Annotated in this window: 25 protein-coding genes; 2 read left to right on the plus strand and 23 right to left on the minus strand. The window is 68.5% G+C overall.

All coding sequences use genetic code 11. The features are described 5' to 3' along the window. Positions 1 to 8: 8 nt before the first annotated feature. Genes dprA through GH2_RS12375 form a run of 3 tightly spaced genes read right to left on the minus strand, consistent with a single transcriptional unit; the run spans position 9 to position 3,119 of the window. On the minus strand, positions 9 to 1,151 hold the full coding sequence (gene dprA, locus GH2_RS12365) for a DNA-processing protein DprA (protein WP_066168086.1): 1,143 nt from the start codon (positions 1,149 to 1,151) through the stop codon (positions 9 to 11). After that, positions 1,148 to 2,665, minus strand: coding sequence for a YifB family Mg chelatase-like AAA ATPase (locus tag GH2_RS12370; RefSeq protein WP_280513287.1), 1,518 nt, complete (start codon positions 2,663 to 2,665; stop codon positions 1,148 to 1,150). The genes dprA and GH2_RS12370 overlap by 4 nt, the downstream gene beginning before the upstream one ends. Before the next feature lie 7 nt (positions 2,666 to 2,672). Continuing rightward, on the minus strand, positions 2,673 to 3,119 hold the full coding sequence (locus GH2_RS12375) for a YraN family protein (RefSeq protein WP_066168468.1): 447 nt from the start codon (positions 3,117 to 3,119) through the stop codon (positions 2,673 to 2,675). A 259-nt stretch (positions 3,120 to 3,378) separates the two neighbouring features. Between GH2_RS12375 and GH2_RS12380 the strand changes: the two genes are divergently transcribed. After that, entirely contained in the window at positions 3,379 to 3,927 is a 549-nt protein-coding gene (locus GH2_RS12380; RefSeq protein ID WP_066168087.1) for a TetR/AcrR family transcriptional regulator, read from the plus strand. Here GH2_RS12380 and GH2_RS12385 read toward each other — a convergent pair. From GH2_RS12385 to rpsP, 10 genes are all read right to left on the minus strand, one after another. Beyond that, positions 3,879 to 4,790 carry an alpha/beta hydrolase gene (locus GH2_RS12385; RefSeq protein ID WP_066168090.1) on the minus strand — a complete coding sequence of 304 codons (912 nt, stop codon included), beginning with the start codon at positions 4,788 to 4,790 and terminating at the stop codon, positions 3,879 to 3,881. The two genes, GH2_RS12380 and GH2_RS12385, sit on opposite strands and share 49 nt — an antisense overlap. A gap of 196 nt (positions 4,791 to 4,986) precedes the next feature. After that, on the minus strand, positions 4,987 to 5,298 hold the full coding sequence (locus GH2_RS12390; RefSeq protein WP_066168094.1) for a DUF2469 domain-containing protein: 312 nt from the start codon (positions 5,296 to 5,298) through the stop codon (positions 4,987 to 4,989). Further along, positions 5,298 to 5,957, minus strand: a complete 660-nt coding sequence (locus tag GH2_RS12395) for a ribonuclease HII (RefSeq protein ID WP_066168096.1) — start codon at positions 5,955 to 5,957, stop codon at positions 5,298 to 5,300. The genes GH2_RS12390 and GH2_RS12395 overlap by 1 nt, the downstream gene beginning before the upstream one ends. A gap of 5 nt (positions 5,958 to 5,962) precedes the next feature. After that, positions 5,963 to 6,829: a signal peptidase I gene (gene lepB / locus GH2_RS12400; RefSeq protein WP_066168098.1), complete on the minus strand. Its 867-nt coding sequence runs from the start codon at positions 6,827 to 6,829 to the stop codon at positions 5,963 to 5,965. Between the two features lie 145 nt (positions 6,830 to 6,974). Continuing rightward, positions 6,975 to 7,316 carry a 50S ribosomal protein L19 gene (gene rplS / locus GH2_RS12405; protein ID WP_066168101.1) on the minus strand — a complete coding sequence of 114 codons (342 nt, stop codon included), beginning with the start codon at positions 7,314 to 7,316 and terminating at the stop codon, positions 6,975 to 6,977. 210 nt (positions 7,317 to 7,526) lie between these two features. Then, entirely contained in the window at positions 7,527 to 8,795 is a 1,269-nt protein-coding gene (locus tag GH2_RS12410) for a hypothetical protein (RefSeq protein WP_066168104.1), read from the minus strand. 59 nt (positions 8,796 to 8,854) lie between these two features. Continuing rightward, positions 8,855 to 9,535 (minus strand): tRNA (guanosine(37)-N1)-methyltransferase TrmD, encoded by a 681-nt coding sequence (gene trmD / locus GH2_RS12415; RefSeq protein WP_066168107.1) that lies wholly within the window; start codon positions 9,533 to 9,535, stop codon positions 8,855 to 8,857. Continuing rightward, the gene (rimM, locus tag GH2_RS12420; RefSeq protein WP_066168108.1) at positions 9,532 to 10,074 is read right to left on the minus strand and encodes a ribosome maturation factor RimM; all 543 of its coding nucleotides are present in this window, start codon (positions 10,072 to 10,074) and stop codon (positions 9,532 to 9,534) included. Before rimM ends, trmD begins: the two co-directional genes overlap by 4 nt. A 21-nt stretch (positions 10,075 to 10,095) precedes the next feature. After that, entirely contained in the window at positions 10,096 to 10,338 is a 243-nt protein-coding gene (locus tag GH2_RS12425; RefSeq protein WP_066168111.1) for an RNA-binding protein, read from the minus strand. Further along, positions 10,335 to 10,811: a 30S ribosomal protein S16 gene (gene rpsP, locus GH2_RS12430; protein ID WP_066168115.1), complete on the minus strand. Its 477-nt coding sequence runs from the start codon at positions 10,809 to 10,811 to the stop codon at positions 10,335 to 10,337. Before rpsP ends, GH2_RS12425 begins: the two co-directional genes overlap by 4 nt. Positions 10,812 to 11,095: 284 nt before the next feature. Between rpsP and GH2_RS12435 the strand changes: the two genes are divergently transcribed. Further along, a complete protein-coding gene (locus GH2_RS12435; RefSeq protein ID WP_066168470.1) occupies positions 11,096 to 11,752 on the plus strand; it encodes a hypothetical protein in 657 nt (218 codons plus the stop codon). A gap of 40 nt (positions 11,753 to 11,792) precedes the next feature. Here GH2_RS12435 and GH2_RS12440 read toward each other — a convergent pair whose 3' ends face one another. The 10 genes from GH2_RS12440 to ftsY form a co-directional block, all read right to left on the minus strand. Next, on the minus strand, positions 11,793 to 12,866 hold the full coding sequence (locus GH2_RS12440; protein ID WP_066168117.1) for an amidohydrolase family protein: 1,074 nt from the start codon (positions 12,864 to 12,866) through the stop codon (positions 11,793 to 11,795). Positions 12,867 to 12,869: 3 nt separating this feature from the next. Continuing rightward, a complete protein-coding gene (gene ffh, locus GH2_RS12445) occupies positions 12,870 to 14,441 on the minus strand; it encodes a signal recognition particle protein (protein WP_066168121.1) in 1,572 nt (523 codons plus the stop codon). Positions 14,442 to 14,499: 58 nt separating this feature from the next. Beyond that, positions 14,500 to 14,949, minus strand: coding sequence for a DUF2752 domain-containing protein (locus GH2_RS12450; RefSeq protein WP_169802447.1), 450 nt, complete (start codon positions 14,947 to 14,949; stop codon positions 14,500 to 14,502). A gap of 25 nt (positions 14,950 to 14,974) precedes the next feature. After that, positions 14,975 to 15,484, minus strand: a complete 510-nt coding sequence (locus tag GH2_RS12455; RefSeq protein WP_239588799.1) for a TM2 domain-containing protein — start codon at positions 15,482 to 15,484, stop codon at positions 14,975 to 14,977. A 102-nt stretch (positions 15,485 to 15,586) separates the two neighbouring features. Continuing rightward, positions 15,587 to 18,004, minus strand: a complete 2,418-nt coding sequence (locus GH2_RS12460) for a [protein-PII] uridylyltransferase (protein WP_066168128.1) — start codon at positions 18,002 to 18,004, stop codon at positions 15,587 to 15,589. Next, the gene (locus GH2_RS12465) at positions 17,979 to 18,317 is read right to left on the minus strand and encodes a P-II family nitrogen regulator (protein WP_066168130.1); all 339 of its coding nucleotides are present in this window, start codon (positions 18,315 to 18,317) and stop codon (positions 17,979 to 17,981) included. Before GH2_RS12465 ends, GH2_RS12460 begins: the two co-directional genes overlap by 26 nt. A 43-nt stretch (positions 18,318 to 18,360) precedes the next feature. Further along, positions 18,361 to 19,695, minus strand: coding sequence for an ammonium transporter (locus GH2_RS12470; protein WP_066168133.1), 1,335 nt, complete (start codon positions 19,693 to 19,695; stop codon positions 18,361 to 18,363). A gap of 225 nt (positions 19,696 to 19,920) precedes the next feature. Next, entirely contained in the window at positions 19,921 to 21,543 is a 1,623-nt protein-coding gene (locus GH2_RS12475) for an acyl-CoA dehydrogenase family protein (RefSeq protein WP_066168136.1), read from the minus strand. Between the two features lie 49 nt (positions 21,544 to 21,592). Further along, positions 21,593 to 22,219, minus strand: coding sequence for a TetR/AcrR family transcriptional regulator (locus tag GH2_RS12480; protein ID WP_066168474.1), 627 nt, complete (start codon positions 22,217 to 22,219; stop codon positions 21,593 to 21,595). Positions 22,220 to 22,420: 201 nt separating this feature from the next. Then, the gene (gene ftsY / locus GH2_RS12485; protein ID WP_066168139.1) at positions 22,421 to 23,836 is read right to left on the minus strand and encodes a signal recognition particle-docking protein FtsY; all 1,416 of its coding nucleotides are present in this window, start codon (positions 23,834 to 23,836) and stop codon (positions 22,421 to 22,423) included. Between the last annotated feature and the right edge of the window lie 6 nt (positions 23,837 to 23,842).

The following is a 23,842-nucleotide window of genomic DNA, read 5'->3' on the forward strand; positions in this document are numbered from 1 at the left end:
GCCTATTCCTACTCCTTCACCAGGTGCCACGTACCGGCAGACCCGTCGACCAGACCCGCCAGTTCCAACGAACCCAGTGCCGTCAGCACCCCGTCGACGCGGATGCCCGACACGAACGCGATCTCGTCGACGGTCAAGCCCCCGCGGGCAGGCAGGGCCTCCATCACCCGCCGTTGCTCGTCGGACAGGTCGTCGGTGCGACGACGCCGAGCCGCAGGCTTCGTGTCGTGCCCGTCGGGCGCGACGAGCGCCATCGCCGATTCGGCATCGGCGACGAGCGTCGCGGCGCCGTCGGCGATCATCGAGTTGGTCCCGACCGACGTCGCACTCGTCACCGCCCCGGGAACTGCGCCGAGCGGACGGCCGATCCGGGTGGCCCACGCCGCCGTGTTCGCCGCGCCGGATCGACGCCCGGCCTCGACCACGATCACGCCGGACGCCAGCGCAGACACCAGGCGGTTCCGCGTGAGGAATCGATGCTTGGCCGCCGTCGTACCGGGCGGGTACTCGGTCAGGATCAACCCGCGTCGCCCGATCTCGCCCAACAACTGCGCGTGTCCGGTCGGGTAGTCCCGGTCGATTCCACACGCGAGAACCGCCACCGTCGTCCCGCCCGCGGCGAGTGCCCCGCGGTGCGCGGCGCCGTCGATCCCGTACGCGCCACCGGAGATCACCGTCCACCCGTTGTCCGCGAGTCCACCCGCCATCTGACCGGCCACGTAGTCGCCGTACGACGACGCCGCGCGCGACCCCACCAGCGCGAGGGCGGGCTCGGTCGCTTCCGCACAGGTCACGGGGCCGCGGGCCCACAGCGCGAGCGGAGCGCCGCCGCGGAGGGCGGTGTCCGCTGCATCGAGTGCGAACAACTGCCATCCCGGCCAGTCCGGATCCTCCCGGGTGATCAAGCGCGCTCCGATCCGCGCGCAGGTCTCCACGTCGGCCGCCGACGTGTCATGGGCGAAGCGCGCCTCAGTGGGGACCAGAGCCTTGCGATGGGCCCGCGGCACCGACCGCTTCTTGATCGCGGCTGCCGCATCGATCGCGCCGAGGACCTCGACGAGTTCGATCAGCGGCGCGCAGGGCGGCTCCGCAACGGCGGCGAGGTAGGCCCACGCACGGAGTTCCTGCTCGTCGCGGCGTGGTGCTGTCATGCCCGACCTCCTCGGTCTCGGTACATCAATGCCGACACGATGTCGTCCTCCTCCGGCGTGGTCCCGCCACGCAGATCGCACAGCGTCCACGCCAGGCGCAACGCACGGTCGGCTCCGCGCGCGGTGACCCGCCCCTGTCGCAGCGCCTGTTCCAGTGGTTTCAGCGCCGCGCCGGCCGGGCGATAGCGCCGCCGGAGCGCGCTCCCCGGCACCTCCGAGTTGGTCAGCCAACCGTCGTCCGCCCACCGCGTCCGCGCTGCCTCACGTGCCTCGGCGACGCGGGCGGCGACGACGGCGCTCGACTCTCCGGCTTCCGTCATCAGCGCGCTGTTCGCGGGCGGCTCCATCTGGACTCGCAGATCGATGCGGTCCATCAGCGGGCCCGACAGCCTGCCGAGGTAGCGGCGTCGTTGAATGGACGTGCAGATGCAGTCGACGTCGTGCGCGGGGGCGCAGGGGCACGGATTCGCGGCGAGGATGAGCTGAAATCGTGCCGGGTAGACGGCGGTGCCGTCTCGCCGGGAGATCCGCACCTCCCCCTCCTCCAGTGGCTGGCGCAGGGAGTCGAGCACCTTCGGACCCATCTCTGCACACTCGTCGAGAAACAGCACGCCGCGATGGGCGCGCGACACCGCTCCCGGCTTGGCCATCCCCGTTCCTCCGCCGAGGAGCGCCGTCATTCCCGCGCTGTGGTGCGGCGCGACGAATGGGGCCGACGTGATCAGCGGACTGTGCGCAGGCAGGGTGCCTGCAATCGAGTGAATGGCGGTGACCTGCAACGCCTCGTCCTCACCGAGCCGCGGAAGGATGCCGGGCAACCGGCTGGCCAGCATCGTCTTCCCGATCCCCGGAGGCCCGGTCATCAACAGGTGGTGCGCCCCGGCGGCGGCGACCTCCAGCGCCCGCCGTGCCGCCGCCTGCCCGGAGACGTCGGCCATGTCCGGGACCGCCGCCGGGGCCGTCTCGACCGGTTGCCCGTCCACGGTGTCGAGCACCACGTCGCCCGCCAGCCACCGGACCACATCCGAGAGCGACTGCGCCCCACCCACCTCGAGCCCGGTCACCAACGTCGCCTCAGCCACATTCGCGATCGGCACCACCGCACGCGCAAACCCCGCGTCCCGCGCGGCCAGCAGCAGCGGCAGCACGCCACGTACCGAACGAAGTCGCCCGTCGAGTGCCAACTCCCCCAGCATCACCGTCCCCTCGAGCTTCGTCGGCGACACCTGTTTGGCCGCCAACAACACGGCGATCGCCATGGCGAGATCGAATCCCGGGCCGACCTTCGGCAACACCGCGGGAGCCAGCGCGATCGTCACCTTGGTCCCCGGAAACTTGAGCTCGCTGTTGGCGACCGCGGCCCGCACGCGTTCTTTGGCCTCCCGCAACGACGCATCGACGTTCCCGCTGATCGTCACCCCGGGCAGCCCCGACGAGATGTTCGCTTGAATCTCGATCATGTCGGCGGAGAAGGCGTTCAGCCCCACCGAATGCACCCGCCCCAAACCGGACACGATGCACTCACTCCTCGACGCCGACGTGATGCCACCACGTCGCCCGCGCCAGATCCTCCGGATCGGAGACGTCGAGCTGGATCGAGACGACGTCGAACCGAATGACCTCCCAGAACCGCTCCTGCTGCGCCAACCACTGCCGCGCCAGCAGCCGCATCCGCCGCAGCTTCTCCGGCGTCACCGCCGCCAACGGATCCGAATACGTCCGACTCGCCCGCGTCTTCACCTCAACGATCACCAACGTGCTGCCGTCGGCACCGATCAGATCGAGCTCGCCGTTACGGGTCCGCCAGTTCCGTGCCAGGATCTGCCACCCCAGCTTCTCCACGTACTGCGCCGCGAGATCCTCACCGATCTGGCCGACGAGCCGTCGACGGTCCGGCTTGGGCCGTCCGCCGGTCGGCCATGCCGGCTCGTGCTGTACTGGCTCAGGTCGTGCAATCTGTTCCCCCATGAGCCACAGCATGGACGTCACCAGCGACAGACCTCCAGCGCAAAGGCCGCGTCACCCGGCGAGTGTGCACAACTGCCGATCCATCCACAGATTCACCTAGGTGGATGCACTCTTCATCGATTTCAAATGCCTGCTCGTCGATGAGGCATCGACGTCGCCGACGCGCGCTTCCCGCCAGTAGGCTCCACGTATGCGGCGTTCACCGAGACAGCAGCGGGCGTGGGAGACCGTGGATGTGCTTCTCGAAGCAGCTGCGCAGATGTTCGATCGCGAGGGTCTGTCCGCAACGACGAATCGGATCGCAGCGCGCGCCGGGTATTCGGTCGGCAGCCTCTACCAGTACTTCGCCGACAAGACAGCGCTCCTCGAAGCCCTCGCCACCCGACACGTCGATGAAGCAGCAGGTGCCGTCCGGGCGATTCTCGTCGAAGCTCGGACGGATCCGCCGTCCCTGGACCAATTGATGGCATCGCTCGTGGACGCGATCATCGCGTCGCACGATGATCGCCGTGGGCTCCATGCGATCATGCACCGCACGGCGTCCCGAACCGGTGCCGCAGCACGGCGGGTCGAGCGTTTCGAAGCAGAGACCGTGCCCGAGATCGCGTTCCATCTCGTCAGAGCGGGCCGGGGAGCGCCCGACCCCGCGTTGGCAGCGTCGGCGATAGTGACCGGGATCGACGGGTACCTGCATCGGGTATTTCTCGTGACCGGCGACCGAGCCGAGTTCCACCGCGTCGTCGGCGGGTTGGTCGATCTTCACGCTCCGGCGTCTTCGAGGACATCCGAGACCACCGAAAGCAGCTGAGCCAGACCTGGTTGCTCGACAGGAAAGTGGCCGCACTTCTCGAGCGACACGTAGTGGGTCTCGGCGGCGATGCGCTGGAGAAAACGAACACTCAGCCGGGCGGGTGTCCATTCATCTGCGGCCGGGTGAGCGAGAGTGACCGGCGTGCCTGTCGCTGATTCAGGACGCCAGTGGTCAAAGGTCATGAAGTCCGTCAAATAGCCGAGTGGAAGGGCTGCGCCGGCTCCGCGCGGATCTCCCAGGCATGCCCGTGTCAGCTCCGGGTCCCGACTCATCCGGCGTGCCTCGGCGAACCACCGAACAGGAATGCGGACGCCGCCGAGAGCTCGTCCGGCCGCACTGAGAACACGGGCAGGCAGGTGTTCTACCCACGGAAGGCGCGAGGCCGCCGCGATGGCCTCAGGATCGCTCGGGTCGAGCAGGCACGTTGCCACGACGTGCGCGACCTCGCCGGTTCGTTGTGCGGTCTCGTAGGCGAGCATCCCGCCCATGCTCGCACCGATGATGACAATCGGCCGACCGTCTCCGAATCGCTCGTCGGCCACGAAATCCGTGGCCAACGACACCCAGTCGCCATACCGAACCGCATTCGGGCGTGGGCTCACGGTATCCCCGTACAGCGGAAGATCGAGCGCGGTCACATCTACTCCCCGCGCTGCCAGCCGCCCGAGCATCGGCCAGAGCATGCCCACGTTGCCTCCGGCACCGTGAAATGCGAGCAAGCGCGCGGCGGACCTGGAGTTCCGTGCTCGAGCGACGTGCACGCTGTGGCCGCGCCACGGGTACCACTCCGAGCTGGGCGGCAACATCTCGTGCCCGCGCAGTTCCAGCGGCATCCGACTCTCATATCTCTCTATGTCCATGCATTCAGCGTGATGACGCCGCGTGCCGTCGGCAACTCGCTTTCTGCTCTCGCGATCTTACGCAGAAAGGCATTTGACCAGCGATTACATCGGACCTTCCGTGATCTGCCGTCGGTTGCTCAGATTCTTGGATGAGGTGCCACGTCCATGACGGTCAGGCAGTCGCGTTCGGACGCGGTCGCCCACCGGCCGGTGATCACGGCTCGTCGGGGAGCCGCAGCTCCGACTTCTCCAATTCCTCGATGTTGACGTCCTTGAACGTCACCACGCGAACCTGTTTGACGAACCGAGCAGGCCGGTACATGTCCCACACCCACGCGTCGGTCATATGAATTTCGAAGTAGACCTCGCCGTCGGCGTTCCGCGGAACCAGGTTCACTCCGTTGGCGAGGTAGAACCGGCGCTCGGTCTCCACCACGTAGGTGAACTGACCGACGATGTCCTTGTACTCCTTGTACAGAGACAACTCCATCTCGGCTTCGTACTTCTCGAGATCTTCAGCGCTCATTACGTCAGCCTATCGCGGACGTTGCGGTACGAGCGACGGTGCTCCGGCGACGGGCCGATCGCGTCGAGGCACGACATGTGCAACGCCGTGCTGTACCCCTTGTGAACTGCGAATTGATACCCGGGAAGCGTCTGGTCCATCGCGACCATCATCCGATCCCGGGTCACCTTCGCGAGGATCGACGCGGCGGCGATGCACGCGGCGTTGGCGTCGCCTCCGATGACCGGCAGCGACGGAGCCGCCAGACCGGGCACGGCGAACCCGTCGGACAGCACGTAGCCGGGCCGCACCGACAGGCCGGCGACGGCGCGGCGCATGCCCTCGATGTTGGCCACATGCACGCCGAGACGGTCCACCTCGGCGGCCGGTATCGCCACGACGCAGTAGCTCACGGCGTGTTTCACGACCGCGGTGTAGAGCTTCTCGCGCGCGGCTTCGGTGAGCTTCTTCGAGTCGTCCAGCGTCGCGAGCGACTTGAGCTGTGTGGTGCCGAGGACACACGACGCGACGACCAGCGGCCCGGCGCAAGCACCGCGGCCGGCCTCATCGACGCCGGCGACGGGCCCGAGTCCCTGCCGGGACAGGGTGAACTCCAGGGTGCGCAGCGCTGCGGCCTTGCGGACCGGCGACCGTGGCGGCCACCGGGTCGATCCGGTCATCGCGATCAGCCCTGCGGGTTCACCGCGCCGACGCCACCGATCCGCGAGAACGGGTAGATGACGGTCCGGACCTTGCCGCGGATGTCGGAGACGGGCACGGTGCCGTGCAACTCATCGTCGATGTGAGCCCGTGAGTCCGCCGAATTGCTCCGGTTGTCGCCCATCACCCACACGTTGCCCTCGGGGACCGTGATGGGCCCGAAGTCGGAGCCGTAGCAACTGCCCGCGCCCAGTGTTCCGTCGGAGACCTGGAAGTTCTGTGCCTGCAGATCCTTGTTGATGTACGGCTCGTTCAGGGCCTTGCCATTGACCGTGACGCCCTTGCCGCTGGCCTCGCGGCACTCGACGGTCTGACCGCCGACGGCGATCACCCGCTTGACGAGATTGTTCTCGTCGGGCGGTGCCAGCGCGAACCACGACAGCACGTCCTGCAGTGTGTGCATCACCGCATTCGACGAGCGGGGCGACGACCATCCCTCGTCCCACGACGACGTCGGCGCCTTGAACACCACGACGTCGCCGGGTTCCGGGTCGCCGAATCGGTACACCATCTTGTCGATCACGATGCGATCGTTGCTGCAGCCTGCGCATCCGATCAGCGTCGGTTCCATCGACTCCGACGGCACCACGTACTGGCGGAAGAAGAACTGGGTGAAGACGAACATCAGCACCAGCACGATGGCGACGATGATCGCGGTCTCCCGGATCCAATGGCTCTTGCCGTCCTTCTCTTCACCCTCATCGTCCGCGTCGCGGTTCTTGAAGGTGAACGACGGTTCGGCGCGCTCCTCGTCCCGGCCGCGATCATCGCCGCTGCCGAGCGGATCTCCCTCAGGTGTGCGGCCCAGATCGCCGTCGTTGTTGTCTGCCACGTCTGACAGCGTAGCGAGCCACGGGTTCACGGACCGATTCCGGGACGGTCAGGCGTGTGGCGCGTGCACAGAACATCCCGGCCGCGCTCCGAAAGTTCGGAGCGCGGCCGGGATGTGAGTGCGATGCGGGCGTGAGCCCGATAGCTCAGCGCTTCTCCTTGATCTTGGCAGCCTTGCCACGCAGATCACGCAGGTAGTACAGCTTGGCTCGACGGACGTCACCGCGGGTGAGGACGTCGATCTTGGCGAGGTTGGGGCTGTGGACCGGGAAGGTACGCTCCACGCCGACGCCGAACGAGACCTTGCGCACGGTGAAGGTCTCGCCGATGCCACCGCCCTGACGACGGATCACGACGCCCTTGAAGACCTGCACGCGCTCCTTGCTGCCCTCGATGACCTTGACGTGAACGTCAAGGGTGTCGCCGGGGCCGAACTCGGGGATGTCGTCGCGCAGGGACTGCTTGTCGAGGAAGTCCAGGGTGTTCATATTCTTCGTCCAATCTAGGGCTGGGCAGAGGAACCTGGCGGCGCCGACGTTGTCACGCGGAGTTCGACCGGTTCGTGTCCGATGCAAAGTTCTGTGCGCTGCTACGGCGACGAGAAGTCTCCGGCAGGCAACCTAAAACATTCTGCCACGTGACTCGCCCGGAAGGAAATCCACTCCCGAACTGTGCCGAGCGAACTCAGCCGCGGCCGCTCAAAGCGTCAGATCCAGGATCTGGTCATCGTCGTCCTCATTGTTCTCCACGACGTCGGCGTCCGTCGCGTCGGCCGTCGGTTCCGCGGTCGCCAGCACTCCGATCACGGGCGGGCCGACGATAGGCGCAGGACCGAGGACCAGCTGTCCCTCGCTGGTGGACCGCAGGTAGTCCGCAGGTCGGTGACCGGGCTCATCACTGCTGCGCCGAGCGGTCGGTGCCGCCCCGTACGGCGCCTGACCGGTGCGTGCACCGGGCCCCTGCTGCGTCCCAGCCGTGGTCGTCGGGCTGTTCGCCGCTGCCCCCGACGTGGCATTCGACGCCGTACTCGACCCCGCCAGACCTCCGGTCGGCATCGATGGCCGCAGTCCCGTCGGTCGGCCGAGGTTCGCTGCTCCGGAACGCGCTGCACCTGGTCGGAGAGCCTCCGGAATCGCGGTGCCGACCATGCGCATGCCCGGCGTCACGGCCAACGGCACGCCTGCGGGAACAGTCGTCGCGGCCGGTCCCGGCGGACCGCTCGGCGACGAACCGGGACCGCTGGGCGACGGTGCGGAGAGGGGCGCCCGGGGGCCGGTCGCCGCAGCGGGTCCCGCGGCATCCGGTCCGACGGCCGACGTCGGGGCCGTACCGGTGGGACCGGTGGGTGCCGCCGGCTGCTCCCCCGCGGTCGGCGCCCCCGAGTCCACCGGCAACGGACCGTCGGCGGTGATGGAACCGGGCTGCCCGGTGGCGGCGTCGGTTACGCCTGCGGCGTTCTGAGTTGCGGGCGGCGGAGTCGCCGCGGTGGTCGCCGTCGTGGCGCCGCGGTCGGTGTAGTCGGCGGAGACCGGGGTCGCGGCGACGGCCGTTGCCGCCATCGGTGCGTTGTAGGTGCCGGTGAGTTCGCCGCCGAGGGCGGTGCGCACGGCCGTCAGGACCGCCGGCGGCGCTGTCGTGAGCGCGTCCAGCGCGGCGATCTGCGGGCGAAACGCGACCGTGGCCCCCAACGTGGCCGCCGCATCGGAGAGTGAGAGGTGTCCCTGTTCCAGTCCGCCGGCGACCGATTCCACCTGGCGCGCGATGTCGGCTCCCGACGCGTTGGCCGCAGACGCGGAGACACCGGTCAGCACGCTGGGGCCGAACGCCGAAGCGAGTCGCTCAGCGACCCGCTGGGCGGCCAGCGCGATCCGGCGGATCTCCGCGGCGTCGGCGGCAGCGGCCGCGGGCTCCATCGAGTCGAGTCGGCTGAGCATCTCGGCGGTCTCGACCATCCACGACGTTCCCATACCGATTGGACGCACCACGCGTCCGATCGGTTCCACGACACGCCGAGGAGGCGACGAATTCAGTCGGCGAGCAGGTCGGGACGACGCTCCCGCGTGCGTTCGAGCGACTGCTCGTGACGCCACGCGTCGACCTTGGCGTGATCGCCGGACAGCAGGACAGGGGGCACTTCGAGGTCACGCCACACCTTCGGACGGGTATAGCTGGGACCTTCGAGCAGTCCGTCGGAGAAGGAATCCTCTTGGTGCGACTGCGGATTCCCGAGGACGCCCGGCATCAGTCGGGTGGTGGCCTCGACCATCGCCAGGACGGCGACCTCACCGCCGATGAGAACGAAGTCCCCGAGCGAGACCTCCTCCACCCGGACGCGGCGGGCGGCGTCGTCGAACACGCGCTGATCGATGCCCTCGTATCGACCGCAGGCGAAGACCAGGTGCTCCTCGGTGCTCCACCGGTGCGCGGTGGACTGGGTGAACGGAATGCCGGCGGGCGTGGGCACCACGAGCAGCGCGTCGTCCGGGCAGACGGCGTCGAGCGCCTCCCCCCACACCTGCGGCTTCATGACCATGCCGGGTCCGCCGCCGTACGGCGCGTCGTCCACGCTGTGGTGGACGTCATAGGTCCAGTGCCGCAGGTCGTGGACGCCGACCTCGACCAGGCCGGCATCGATGGCCTTACCGAGCAGTGCGGCCCGCAGGGGCTCGAGATACTCGGGAAAGATCGTGACGACATCGATTCTCATGGCGTCGGTGCGTCATCCTCGATCGGATCGATCAGTCCGTCCGGCGGGTCGATCTCGATGCCGTCGAGCGTCACCACGGGGACGATCTCGCGGACGAACGGAATCAACACCTCGCGGCCGTCGCCGGTCACGACCGACAGGAGCTCGCCGCCGGGCAGGTGCAGAACTTCCTTCACGGCGCCGACGGCGTCGCCGTCGACCGTCGTGACCGGCAGTCCTTCCAACTCGTGGTCGTAGAACTCGTCGGGGTCGTCACCCGAGTCGACGTCGGCGGCGTCGATCACGAACAGCGTGCCGCGCAGGGCGTCGGCCTGATCGCGCCCACGGACGTCGTCGAGGGACAGCAACAGCCGCCCGGCATGCATGCGGGCGGCTGCTACTCGGTATTCAGTTTCCCCGCCGCCTGCGTTTCGCGGGGCACGGCCCCGGAGGACCGTGCCCACGGCGAAACGATCGGCGGGGTCGTCAGTGCGGATGTCGACGACGACTTCACCACGGATGCCGTGCGTCTTCACCACACGTCCGATCACCAGATCCATCAGATGTGAAACCCGACTCGATCAGCGATCGGTATCGACGATGTCGACGCGCATCCCACGGCCACCGATGCCGGTGACCAGGGTGCGCAGCGCGGTGGCGGTGCGACCGTTGCGACCGATCACCTTGCCGAGATCCTCCGGGTTCACGTGGACCTCGACCATCCGGCCGCGACGGCCGGTGATCAGGTCGACCCGGACGTCGTCCGGATTGGCGACGATGCCGCGAACGAGGTGTTCGACGGCGTCAGCGACGATCGCGCTCACGCGTCCGCCTTGGCCTCGCCAGCATCCTCAGCCGGAGCCTCAGCAGCGGCGTCGTCGGCCTTCTCTTCGGTCTTCTCTTCAGCCTTCTTGGCCTTCTTCTTCGCGGTGGTCGCGGCGACCGACGGCTCGTTCTCAGCGGCGGCGAGCGCAGCGTTGAACAGGTCCTGCTTGGAGGTCTTGGGCTCGGCGACCTTCAGGGTGCCCTCGGCGCCCGGCAGGCCCTTGGCCTTCTGCCAGTCACCGGTGATCTTCAGCAGAGCGGCGACCGGCTCGGTCGGCTGCGCGCCGACGCTCAGCCAGTACTGCGCGCGCTCCGAGTCGATCTCGATCAGCGACGGTTCTTCCTTCGGGTGGTACTTGCCGATGGTCTCGATGGCGCGACCGTTGCGACGGGTGCGGGCGTCCGCGACGATGATGCGGTACTGCGGGTTGCGAATCTTGCCCAGGCGGGTGAGCTTGATCTTGACAGCCATGTGGCGTCTCCTTGTGTCACTGCGCAATTCAGCGACCCGTCGATAGGCGACGAGCCCGGTTTTGCGATCTCTTTCGGGGTGACCGCCGGTCGGCCTTGGCCGGCTCCGGCGAACCAGCGTTTCATTCTGCCAGAGCGGACGCCCGTCCACCAAAGCGGCCGGCACTCAGTCCACCGCACGCGACGCGGACGATTCCAGCCGATCGTCGCACAGACGGTACCGTGTCGAAGGATGTCGGCGTCGCAGCGGAGGACGCCGCCCGACGAGCGGAGACCCCGGAGCCCATGCTGCACGCCCTGTCGCTCGCATTCGTGGACTCGGTCAACGTCCTCTTGATCGGCGTTCTGGTCGCTCTCGCGATCATGCTGCCGCCCGGTCAGTACCGCCGCATCACCCCGCTGCTGCTGATCGGCGACTGGCTGGGCGTTCTGGTTCTCGCCGTCCTGGTGATGCTCGTCTTCGACGGTCTGAAGTCGCTGGTCGACACGGTGATCACGTCGCCGTTGTTCGGCATCCTGCTGATTCTGACCGGTCTGTTCACCGCCGTCATGACATGGCGCGGCGGCGATTCGACGGAGTTGATCGACAGGGTCCTCGCTCCCCTGCGCACCCCGTCCGCCCTCACCGCAGGGGTCGGCTTCGCACTCGGGCTGGTGCAGTCGGCGACGTCCGTGCCGTTCTATGCCGGACTCGCTGTTCTCTCGGCCAGCGAGATCCCCGCCGCCGAACGCTATCTGGGGCTGCTGCTCTACGCGACCGTCGCACTCAGCCTTCCGCTGCTCGCCGGACTCGTCCTCGCAGGCGTGCGCGCTCGCCCACATTCCTGGATCAGTCGGCTGTTCGGTCAGGCGCGCCAGAACCGGGCGCAGGTCACCCGTGGAGCGGGCTGGCTCGTGACCGCGCTGCTGATCGTGATCGGCGTCCTGCAGATCCTGCGGTAGGGCGACGCGGCCGGTCACCCGGCGCGCGAGTCTCGCAGAATCAGATCCGCTCGCCGCCGCACACCACGTGCAGCGGACGGCGCAGGGTCGACAGGTCTTCCGCCGGATCGGAGTCCAGCACCAAGAAGTCGGCGCGGGCGCCGTGTTCGATACCGGGGACGCCGAGCCACGCGCGCGGTGCGGTCGACGCCGCAGCCAACGCCTCCAGCGGTGACAGCCCGATCCCGGCCAATGCATCGATCTCGTCGACGATCCGACCGTGTTCGATGGTGCCGCCCGCGTCGGTGCCCGCGTAGATGCGCACCCCGGCCTCCCGGGCCTGCGCGAAGACGTCGCTGCGTCCGGCGTGCAACGCGAGCATGTTCTGCTTGTACTTCGGGAAGCGGTCGGCGCCCGCGGCGATGTCCGGGAACGTCTCCAGCTGGATGAGCGTCGGCACCAGCGCGATGTCGCGTCGCACCATCTCGTCGATGAGGTCCTCGTCGAGGCCGGTGCCGTGCTCGATGGAGTCGAAGCCCGCACCGATGATGTCCGGTAGGGCGTCGGCGCCGAACACGTGCGCGGTGATCCGCGCGCCGTTCTCGTGAGCCGCTGCGGCGGCAGCCTCGAGTTGCTCACGAGTCCACAGCGGGGCGAGGTCGCCGACCTCGCGGTCGATCCAGTCGCCGACGAGCTTCACCCAGCCGTCGCCGGCTCGGGCCTGCGTCGCGACCTCAGCGGCCAACTGGTCGGGATCGTCGAGTTCCACGCCATAGTCGCGCAGATACCGCTTCGGTCGAGCGATGTGCTGCCCCGAGCGGACAAATCGCGGGCCGTGCGCGTCACCGTCGAGCGGGTGGGTGTCGACCGGCGAGCCGACCTCGCGGATCAGCATGGTTCCCGCGTTCAGGTCCTTGCGCGCCAGTCCCCTGGCCTGCTCGATCGTGACGCCCAGGCCGGGCGCGATACCGACGTGATTGTGCGCATCGACCAGTCCCGGCACGATCCAGCCGCGCCCGACGGCGACGTTGGCGCCCGCGATCGGCTCGGTGGACACGACGCCGTCGTGCATCCAGAATCGGATCGGGTCGCCGGTGAACGGATCGGTGCCGTTGAACTCGAGCGGCTCGGTCATGGCCTACTTCTTCGGGAACTTCAGGTTGTTGAGGTCGATGCCCTCCAGGCCAGGCGGGAGTTCGTCGAGGCCGGGAGGCATGTTGCTCAGGTCGAAGCCCGGCGGCATGCCCATCCCCGGCATGCCCGGGAAACCGCCGCGCATCGCCTTCGGCGGCGTGGGCCCCCTGCCCTTGCCCTTGCGTCCCTTGGCGCCCTTCTTGCCCTTGCGATTGCGCTTGGGACCGCCGGGCCCCATGCCCATCCGGCCGGACATCTGCGACATCATCTTGCGTGCGGCGAAGAACCGGTCGACCAGCTGGTTGACGTCGGTGACGGTGACGCCGGAACCCGTCGCGATACGACGGCGCCGCGACGCGTTGATGATCTTCGGATCGTCGCGCTCGGCGGGGGTCATACCGCGGATGATGGCCTGGATCTTGTCGAGCTGTTTGTCGTCGACCTGCGAGAGCGCGTCCTTCATGTCGCCCGCGCCGGGCAGCATGCCGAGGAGGTTGCCGATGGGCCCCATCTTGCGGATCATCAGCATCTGCTGCAGGAAGTCGTCGAGCGTTAGCTCGCCCTGGCTGATCTTCGCCGCGGTCTTCTCTGCTTCGGCGGCGTCGAAGTGGGCTTCGGCCTGCTCGATCAGCGACAGGACGTCGCCCATGCCGAGGATGCGGCTGGCCATGCGATCGGGGTGGAAGACGTCGAAGTCCTCGAGCTTCTCACCGGTCGACGCGAACATGATCGGACGGCCGGTGATCTCCCGGACGGAGAGCGCGGCACCGCCGCGGGCGTCGCCGTCGAGCTTGGTGAGCACCACACCGGTGAAGTCGACGCCGTCGGCGAAGGCCTGCGCCGTGGTGACCGCGTCCTGACCGATCATCGCGTCGAGGACGAACAACACCTCGTCGGGCTGGGTCGCATCGCGGATCGCGGTGGCCTGGGCCATCAGCTCCGCGTCGATGCCGAGGCGTCCGGCGGTGTCGATGATGACGACGTCGTGCTGCTTGTCACGCGCTTCCTGGACGCCGGCCTGGGCGACTTCGACGGCGGTCTTGGACCCGTCGACGCCGAGTTCGCCCTCGCCACCGACACCGGTGCCCGCGTGGGGCGCGAACACCGGAACACCGGCCCGCTCACCCACGATCTGCAGCTGCTGGACAGCGCCCGGACGCTGCAGGTCACAGGCCACGAGCAGGGGCGTGTGTCCCTGGTTGGTCAGCCATGTCGACAGCTTTCCGGCGAGCGTGGTCTTACCGGCGCCCTGCAGACCCGCCAGCATGATGACCGACGGCGGGTTCTTCGCCAGCTGAATCCGCCGGGTCTCGCCGCCGAGGATGGCGATGAGCTCCTCGTTGACGATCTTGACGATCTGCTGCGCGGGGTTGAGCGCGCCGGAGACCTCCGCGCCCTTCGCACGCTCCTTGATGCGACCGATGAACGCACGGACCACGGGCAGCGAGACGTCGGCCTCGAGCAGTGCCAGCCGGATCTCGCGCGCAGTGGCGTCCACATCGGCGTCGGTGAGCCGCCCCTTGCCACGCAGATCCTTCAGAGCACCGGTCAACCGGTCGGAGAGGGATTCGAACATTCCTCCATCCTTCCATGTCCGCGCCGATCGGTGTCGCCGGGATGGCCGACTGCCTGGGCTATCCAGCCGCGGCGATCATGCGAACGACGGCGTAGCCGAGCCAACTCGCGATGAACAGCAGGCCCACCGGATGGGTCACGACCCGATTCATCCGAATCGGTGGACGGTGACGGACGGCTCGCAGCGGCAGCAGAATGCACGCGCCGAGGATCAGCGCCACCAGCACCGGGCCGAAGGCGTGCGCGGAGAACGCGTCGCCGAAGTGTCCGTGCACCGTGTAGACGAACGACCGGGTCAATCCGCAGCCCGGGCACGGGATCCCTGTGAATCGTCGAATCGGGCAGAGCACCGGTCCGTGCTCCACTTCGGCGACCGGGAAGCACGCCGCCGCGACGACCGCGGCGAGTCCGATGCCCGTCAGCAGCGCTGCCTCCGACGTCCGCGAACGACGACGGCCCGGCCGCACGACGTCGTTCCGCCGTGTCGACCGGGCCCTGTCTGCAGTCACTTGCTCATCGTGCACGCACCGGGTGTCAGCGCAGTGCGCGCCCGTCCGCATCCGGCACGTTGCGCATGGCGATGAGGACGAGGTCGACCAGCGACCAGATGCCGCAGCCGCCGAGCGTGAGCAGCTTGGCGACGCCGAGACCGGTGTAGCCGAGGTAGAAGCGATCGATGCCGAGGCCGCCGAGGAAGACCGACAGCAGGAGTGCGGTCATCCACTCCTTATCGGAGAACACGCCGGGCACGCTGGTGGCCGGCTGCGTGTGCGGGCTGTCGGTGGGGCGCACGCCGTCCTCGGCCCGGAGCTGACGCGCGGACGCCATCTGTGCGAGGGTCGGCACGTCGTACGGACCGTGCTCCTGGTCGTACGAGCGGACGAAGTACAGCCGGCCGTCGGCGAGCGGCTGCCCCATGGGGTCGTACCCCATCTGCGGCTGCCCCATCGGCGGCTGCCCCATCGGTGGCTGGCCCATCGGGTCCTGACCAAAAGGATTCTGCTGAGGATCGCCCGGGTATTTCTGCGGGTTTGGTTCAGTCATGACCGGAAAGCTACCCGACCTTCTCCGGTTCGACAGACGACGGAGGCCAATGTCCCCTCTTCGATCGACGACGACTCCCGGTGAACAGCGCTGACACCCCGATCACCGCATCGGCGCGCACACGGCCAGCACCGCAGCCGACACCGCTTCCCGGGCCGCTGGATCGTCGGTGGAGAGCCGGACGCAGAAGGTGTCGACCGCGGTCGCCCCCAGGGTCGCGACCGTCGCCCAGGCGATGTCGCCGCCTGCCTTCTCGAGTTCGGCAGCGATACGCGCCAACAGCCCCTCGTCGTCGGCCGACCGCAGTTCCAGCAGACAGTCGTCCCCGGCGGCAGGCAGCCACCGCGCTCGCGGCGGCGCGACGACCCGGGTCACCGGAACCGCCAAGCGCGACGACTGCCCCGCCGCGGGCTGCCGAGCGGCGGACTTGGCCGCGAGTTCGGCGACCGGATCGCGGTCACCGTCGAGCACTGCCGCCAGACGCAGGCGCAGCAGCGCGGCGTCGGGTGGCCCGCCGAACGTCGGCATCACGACGAAGGTGTCGACGGCGTGCCCGGCGTGCGTCGCCACCGAGGCCGAATGTGCGTGCAGTCCGGACAGCGCGAGCACGCCGGCCATCTTCGACAGCAGACCGGGCCGGTCGGGTGCGATCATCGTCACCACGGTCATGTTCGGTCCGTCGCCGGGACGGGTCACCACGTGCAGTCCCCCGCGCTCGGCGAGCACCAGGTGTTCGGTGACGATGCGCGGCGGAGCGGGTTCGGTGTCGCCGCCGATCCGTGCGACGACGCGCTCCACCAGGCCGGTGATCAACGTCTCCTTCCACTCGCCCCACACGCCCGGGCCCGTGGCCTTCGAGTCGGCTTCGGCGAGGGCGCCGAGGAGTTGAACCAGCACGGCGTCCTCCCCGAGCGTCGCCGCGACGTCGGCGACCACCGCGGGATCGGCCGCGTCACGCCGAGCCACGACGCGGTGGAGCAGGAGGTGATGACGGACCATCTCCGACAGCACCTCGGCATCGTCGGGCCACAGCCCGAGACGACGGCCCACCGTACGGGCCAGGTCGGCGCCGATGACGCAGTGGTCGCCGCCACGGCCCTTGCCGATGTCGTGCAGGAGCGCGCCGAGCAGCAACAGATCCGGACGCGGGACGGTGGTGGTCAACGCCGACGCCGCCGCGACCGTCTCGATCAGATGCCGGTCGACGGTCCACGTGTGGATGCCGTCGCGCGGCGGCAGATCGCGCACCACGCCCCATTCGGGAAACATCCGACCCCACAGCCCCACCCGGTCGAGGGCTTCGACGGGTCCGGCCATGTCGTATCCGGAGGCCAGCAGCACCAGCAGGTCGGTCAGTTCCTCGGCAGACCACGGCTCGGTCATCGGCGGCGCGTACTTGGCCAGCCGTTCCAGGGTGAGTCCGTTGATCGGCATGCGGTTGCGCGCGCTCGCCGCCGCGACCCGCAGCACCAGTCCGGGATCGCGGCTCGGGATGGCCGACTTCGCCAGCGTCACCTCGCCGCCGTGTTCGACGACGCCCTCGTCGAGCGGGCGACGCAGCGGCGACCGACGCAGCCGGGACAGGCCACGTCGGCCGACGGCGTTCTGCGCAGTGCGCAGTCCCGCATCGACGGCGTACGACGTGGTGCGCCCCGCATCGCTGATGAGCCGGGCGAGGGCGAACCGGTCGGTGACGCCGACGGCCGCCGCGATCTCGTCGGCGTCCTGCGCGCGCACCTGGTCGCGGGCCCGACCCGCGATCCGATGCGCCTCGTCACGCACGCCGAGCAGGAGGTCGTAGGCCTGGGCGAGCGGTGAGCCCGCCGTCCCCGGATCGAGTCGGGCCAGCCCGTCCGTCAACTGCGCCAGGGCGAGCGCGTTGAGCAACTGGATGTCGCGGAGACCGCCGCGCCCGCTCTTCACGTCCGGTTCCGCGCGGTGGGCGATCTCGCCGGTCAGCCGCCAGCGGTCCTCGGCGGCCTCGATCACCTGCGGCAATCGCAGCCTTGCCTCGGTGCGCCAGAGGTTGCGCACCGACACGATCATCAGTTCCGCGAGATCCCGATCTCCTGCGAGGTACCGCGCGTCCAACAGGCCCAGCGCCGCCGACGCGTCTTCGCGCGTCACACGCATGGCGTCGGGAACCGACCGGACGCTGTGATCGAGGGCGATGCCCGCGTCCCACAGCGGATACCAGAAGCCGTCGGCCACCTCCGACAGCCGTTCCGGGTAGCGGTCGTCGTGCACCAGGATCAGATCGAGATCGGAGTACCCGACCATCTCTCGTCGGCCGAGGCTGCCGACCGCGACCACCGCGAAGCCGCTCTGACCGCCCACGCCGAGTGCGCGGGCGCGGGCGCTGACCCAGTTCTCGAAGAGGTCGGTGATCGCATTCCGCCGATCGGCGCCCACCAGTCGGTCGTCGTGCAGCACGATCGACCGGGTCGCGGCGAGTGTGGCGCCCGACGTCGCCTCCAGCGCCGCGTCCCGGGCGTCAGATCGCTTCGGGTCCGCGTTCACCGGTCCGCACCCGAATGATCGATTCCACCGGTGTGACCCACACCTTGCCGTCGCCGATCTTGCCGGTGCGCGCCGCTTCGACGATCGCATCGGTCACCTGGTCGACGGAGTCGTCGTCGACCACCACCTCCACGCGCACCTTGGGCACGAAGTCGACGGCGTACTCCGCACCGCGGTAGACCTCGGTGTGGCCCTTCTGTCGGCCGTAGCCCTGCACCTCGCTGACGGTCATGCCGACGATGCCGATGTGTTCCAACGCGGCCTTGACGTCTTCCAGAGTGAACGGCTTGACGATTGCACTGATCAGCTTCATAGGTAACCCCTTCTCTTCCGATTCACACTAATGCCTGGCGAATTCATGCCGGTTCGTACGCGCTCTCGGCGTGCTCGGCGCTGTCGATGCCGGCGAACTCGGCTTCGCGGTCGATGCGCCAGCCCATCGGCTTGAGGGCGATCGCGATCACGAACGTCAAGACGGCTGTGAAGGCCAAGGCCACCAGAGCGATCACCGTCTGCACGACGAGTTGCTTGTAGTCGTGTCCGTAGAACAGACCGGACTCCTTGGCGACCAGGCCGAGGGCGATGGTGCCCCACAGACCGGACACCAGGTGGACGCCGACGACGTCGAGCGAGTCGTCGATCCCGAACCGATACTTGAGGCTGATCGCCACCGCCGACAGGACGCCGGCGATGAGACCGACGAACAGCGCGCCGACCGGGGTCACCGATCCGCAGGCCGGGGTGATCGCGACGAGTCCGGAGACGACGCCAGACGCGGCGCCGACGCTGGTCGGGTGACGGTCGCGGACCCATTCGACGGCCAGCCAGCCGATCATCGCAGCAGCGGTCGCCGCGGCCGTGTTGACCCAGGCCAGACCGGCGAGGCCGTCGGCAGCGAGCGCCGAACCGGCGTTGAAGCCGAACCAGCCGAACCACAGGAGCGCTGCACCCAGCATGACGAACGGAATGTTGTGGGGCCGGTACGAGGTACGTCCGAATCCGCGGCGGTTCCCGACGACCAACGCCAGAACCAGACCTGCGACGCCCGCGTTGATGTGGACAACGGTGCCACCCGCGAAGTCGATCGGCACCACCTTGGCCATGCCGTCGGCCACACCGAACATCCACGCGGCGATGGAGTTCTCCTCACCGGACAGCAGTCCGCCGCCCCACACCATGTGGGCGAGCGGGAAGTACACGATCGTGGTGAACAGGATGGTGAAGGCCACCCAGGTGACGAATTTGACGCGTTCGGCGACGGCTCCGCTGATCAGCGCCACGGCGATGACCGCGAAGGTCAACTGGAACGCCAGGAAGACGATCGCCGGGATCTGGGTGCTCCCCCACACCACCACCTGTGTGGCTCCGCCGACGTCGCGGGTCTGCATCAACTGGTCGGACCCGAACAACGAGAACGGGTTCGCAAACACGCCGCCGATGTCTCCGGTGCCGGTCAGACTGTTGCCGAACGACATCGAGAAGCCCCACAGGACGTACACGACGGTCACTGTGCCCAACGCCGCGAACGACATCATCATCATGTTGAGCACTGATTTGCCGCGCGAGAGTCCTCCGTAGAAGAACGCCAGCGCGGGCGTCATCAACAGCACCAGTGCCGCGCTCATGATCACCCACGCGGTATTGCCCGCATCCACTGTGCCGAACACGCTGTCCGGCAATGCAATCTGCACGGTTGCACCTCCTCGTGGACGTCGCGTGTCGACGTCCGCGATCAGAATGCGGCGTGCGTGTTGCGTGCTGCGGTGCGCCGATGTTTCGCATTCGTCAAAGAATGCGGCGAATGTTTCGGCGGTGTTGCGCGATCAGACCAGCTCCCTGAGGCGGGCCAGAACAAAAGGCTGAGTTGTGCCGATCAGAGCGGCACAACTCAGCCATCGGTGGGCCGGAACAAGCGTCTACGCGCGTGCGACGATGCCCGACAGGTCGAGGCTCGCGTCGAGCACGCCGTACATGTGGCCGGGGTCGATGATCCGGCCGGCGACGAAGGCGTCGGTGATCGATTCGGGTGCCTGACGGATGAGGATCGCGCCCTGCAGGGCGATCGCCATCGATTCGGTCAGGCGGCGCGCGATCGCGGGCGCCGCGGTCGGATCGCCTGCGGCCTGCGCGATGAGCTTGCGGGTCTTCTCCACGTGGAGGTCGTACTCGCGGTACACGCCGAGGGAGCGCTCGAACTCGTTGTCGACGGCCTCGACCGACATCGGGTCGCGCATCATGGCGCGCAGGACGTCCAACGCGATCACATTCCCCGAGCCCTCCCAGACCGCCATGACCGGCTGCTCGCGGTAGCGGCGCGCGAGCGGGAAGCCGTTCTCGCAGTACCCGTTGCCGCCGAGGCATTCCAACGCCTCGTACGCGTGGTTCGGTCCGCGCTTGCAGACCCAGTACTTGCCGACGGCCGTCGCCAGCCGCCGGAAGGCGGCCGACTCGTCGGCGTCGTCGTCGTAGGCGGCTGCCAGACGCAGAGCGGTCCAGGTCGCGGCCTCCGCCTCCACCTGCAGGTCCGCGATGACCGAGGTCATGGCCGGCTGGTCCACCAGAGTCGCGCCGAACGCGGACCGGTTCCGGGCGTGCCAGGCCGCTTCCGCGACCGACTGCCGCATGCCCGCCGCGCTGCCGAGCATGCAGTCCAGTCGGGTCTGGTTCACCATCTCGATGATGGTGCGCACGCCGTGGCCCTCGTCGCCCAGGCGCCAGCCGACGGTACGGTCGAACTCCACCTCGCTCGATGCGTTGGACTTGTTGCCGAGCTTGTCCTTGAGCCGCTGGACGTTGAAGACGTTGCGGGTGCCGTCCGGCAGGACGCGCGGAACGACGAAACAGGTCACTCCCGGCTCCGTCTGCGCCAGCACTAGGAAGGCATCGGACTGCGGGGCCGAGCAGAACCACTTGTGACCGGTGATCAGGTAGGTGCCGTCGGACTGCTCGACGGCGCGCGTGGTGTTGGCGCGAACGTCCGAGCCGCCCTGCTTCTCGGTCATCGCCATGCCGAAGATCGCGGACGTCTTGTCCCCGGCGCCCAGATCGTGCTGGTAGTCGGTGGAGAAGACGCGGGGCAGCCACTGGTCGGCCAGCGTCTGGTCGACGCGCAACGACGGGACCACGGCGTGGGTCATGCTGACCGGGCACGCGTGACCGGGCTCGATCTGCCCGAACTGCATGAACATCGCTGCGCGAGCCACATGGGCGCCGTCGCGCGGGTCCGACCAGCAGCTGGTGTGGGCGCCGTGGGCGATCGCGTCGCCGATGATCCGGTGATACGCGGGGTGGAACTCGATGTCGTCGATTCGATTGCCCCAGCGGTCGTGGGTCTGCAGCTTCGGCGGATTGGTGTTCGCCAGCTCTGCATCATGCTGGAAGTCCGCACGACCGACGAGGGCGCCCGCCTCGGTGAGCCGGTCCGTCGCCCAGCCTCCGCCGAAGGCGTTCACGGCGTCGACGAGCGCGGTGTGGCTGGTGTACTCGTTCACGTCGACGCGGGCCGGCGCCTGGTTGAAGACCTGGTGCGTGGTGGACATGACTGCTCCTTCGGGTGGTTTCGGGTCGATGTGGGAGGGTTGCGCGCGGTCAGGTGTCGGCGGGGACGGCGGCGCCCAGCGCGCGGAAGCAGAAGCCGCTGATCGTGGCGAGGAGTGCTTCCGGATCGGTGGTCGGCGGTGCAGTGTCGGGGTCCAGTGCGCCGACCAGGGCTTCCGAGATGGCACCCATCACAGCCGAGGCGACGACCGGAACGTCGCAGGCTGCGAAGACGCCCGCGTCGACGCCCGCGGCGATGATCTGCTCGCCGAGTTCGCGGTACGACTGCCGCAGCCGCAGTCGCTCGGCATCGACGGCCGGGATCACCGGCTCGAAGAGCAGTGACCACGCCGTCCGTCGACCGCGCAGGGCGCGCTCGGCGAACGTGTCGATGAGCAGTCGCATCTGCGCGATCGGTTCGTCGGCCGTCGCGACGGCGGTGGCCACGCGGTCGAACTCGTAGACGGCGGCGTCCCGGAAGACCTCGGCGAGCAGGGTCTCACGGTTGTCGAAGTAGGAGTAGACCGAACCGACGCTGACGCCGCTCCCCTCCGCGATCGCGGCGACGGTGGCCGCCGCGAAACCGCCGGTGGCGACCGTCGTGCGAGCCGCGGTCAGGATGGCGGCCCGTTTCGCAGCCGCGCTCCTGCGCGTTGTCTCGGTCGGGCGATATGCCACCGCATTCTCCACTCAAACTATGAATCCGCGTTCAACTGTTCTGGAAGAATTGAATCACGATTCATTGGATGGCACAAGAGAATCGTGGCACGCGATTCGACACCCACCTGAAACGGTCGGTCCCGCTGCACATCGGCCGGAACAGTGTCAGCCGTGCAGCGGGACCGAACGCCTCAGGTGAGAGGCACGAGGTGGAGCGAGTTACAGCAGCGCGTCGACGAACGCCCCCGGCTCGAACGGCGCGAGGTCGTCGGCGCCCTCGCCGAGGCCGACGAGCTTCACCGGGACGCCGAGCTCGTCCTGGATGCGGAAGACGATGCCGCCCTTGGCGGTGCCGTCGAGCTTGGTGAGGACGACGCCGGTCAGCGAGACCACCTCGGCGAACACCTTGGCCTGCATCAGTCCGTTCTGACCGACGGTCGCGTCGAGCACCAGGAGGACCTCGTCGACCTCCGTCTTCTTCTCGATGACCCGCTTGACCTTGCCGAGCTCGTCCATCAGCCCGGACTTGGTGTGCAGGCGGCCTGCGGTGTCGACGAGCACCACGTCCACGCCCTCGGTGATGCCGGTGCTGACCGCGTCGAAGGCGACCGACGCCGGATCGGCGCCCTCCTTGCCGCGAACGGTGGTGGCGCCGACGCGCTCACCCCATGTCTGCAGTTGGTCGGCGGCGGCGGCCCGGAACGTGTCGGCGGCGCCCAGCAGAACCCGACGACCGTCGGCCACCAGGACGCGCGCCAGCTTGCCCGTCGTCGTGGTCTTGCCGACGCCGTTGACGCCCGCCACCAGCACCACCGCCGGTCGGTCGGCATGCGGGAGCGCCTTCACCGAGCGGTCCAGTTCCGGGTGCAGCTGCTCGACGAGAACCGACCGCAGCGCGGCGCGGGCGTCCTCGGCGGTCCGGACCTTGCCCGTCGCAAGCTCTTCACGAAGCCGTTCGATAACGGTCGTCGTCGCGCCGGTACCGAGATCGGCCATCACGAGGGTGTCCTCGATCTCCTCCCAGCTGTCCTCGTCGAGGTCGCCCGCGCCGAGTAGACCGAGGACGCTGGCGCCGATCGCGCCCTGTGAGCGGGACAGGCGGCCGCGCAGGCGGGACAGTCGACCTTCGGGCGGAGCGATCTCGTCGAGCTGAGGAGCAGCGGGTTCGGGCTCCGGTTCGGGCTCTGCCTCGGGCTCGGGTTCTGCCTCGGGCTCGGCGGGCACTGTCGGCTCGTCGACGACGGGCGTCTCGACAGGCGCTTCGACGACGGGTTCTTCAGCGACGGGTTCTTCAGCGACCGGCGTCTGCGCCTCGGGTTCGGACGACGGAGCATCCACCACAGGCTCGGGCACCGCAGGCTCTGGGACTGCAGGCTCGGGCTTCTTGACCGGCTCGGGTCGCTCGATCGTCGCCGACCCCGCACCGCCCTGGCTGAACGAGAATCCGGATCCGGCCTGGTACCCGCCGGACCTGTCGACCTGGCGCTGCGAGCCGTCGGTGACCTGATCGGTGCTCTTCGGCTGCTCCTTCAGCGAGATCTGTCGGCGACGGCTCAGCGCATAGCCGCCACCGCCGACCAGTGCCAGCACGAGAACGACAGCGATGACGATGCCGATGATGAGTTGGGTGTCCACGAGAGA

It is taken from the genome of Gordonia hydrophobica NBRC 16057, from assembly GCF_001592365.1.
Lineage (GTDB): Bacteria > Actinomycetota > Actinomycetes > Mycobacteriales > Mycobacteriaceae > Gordonia > Gordonia hydrophobica.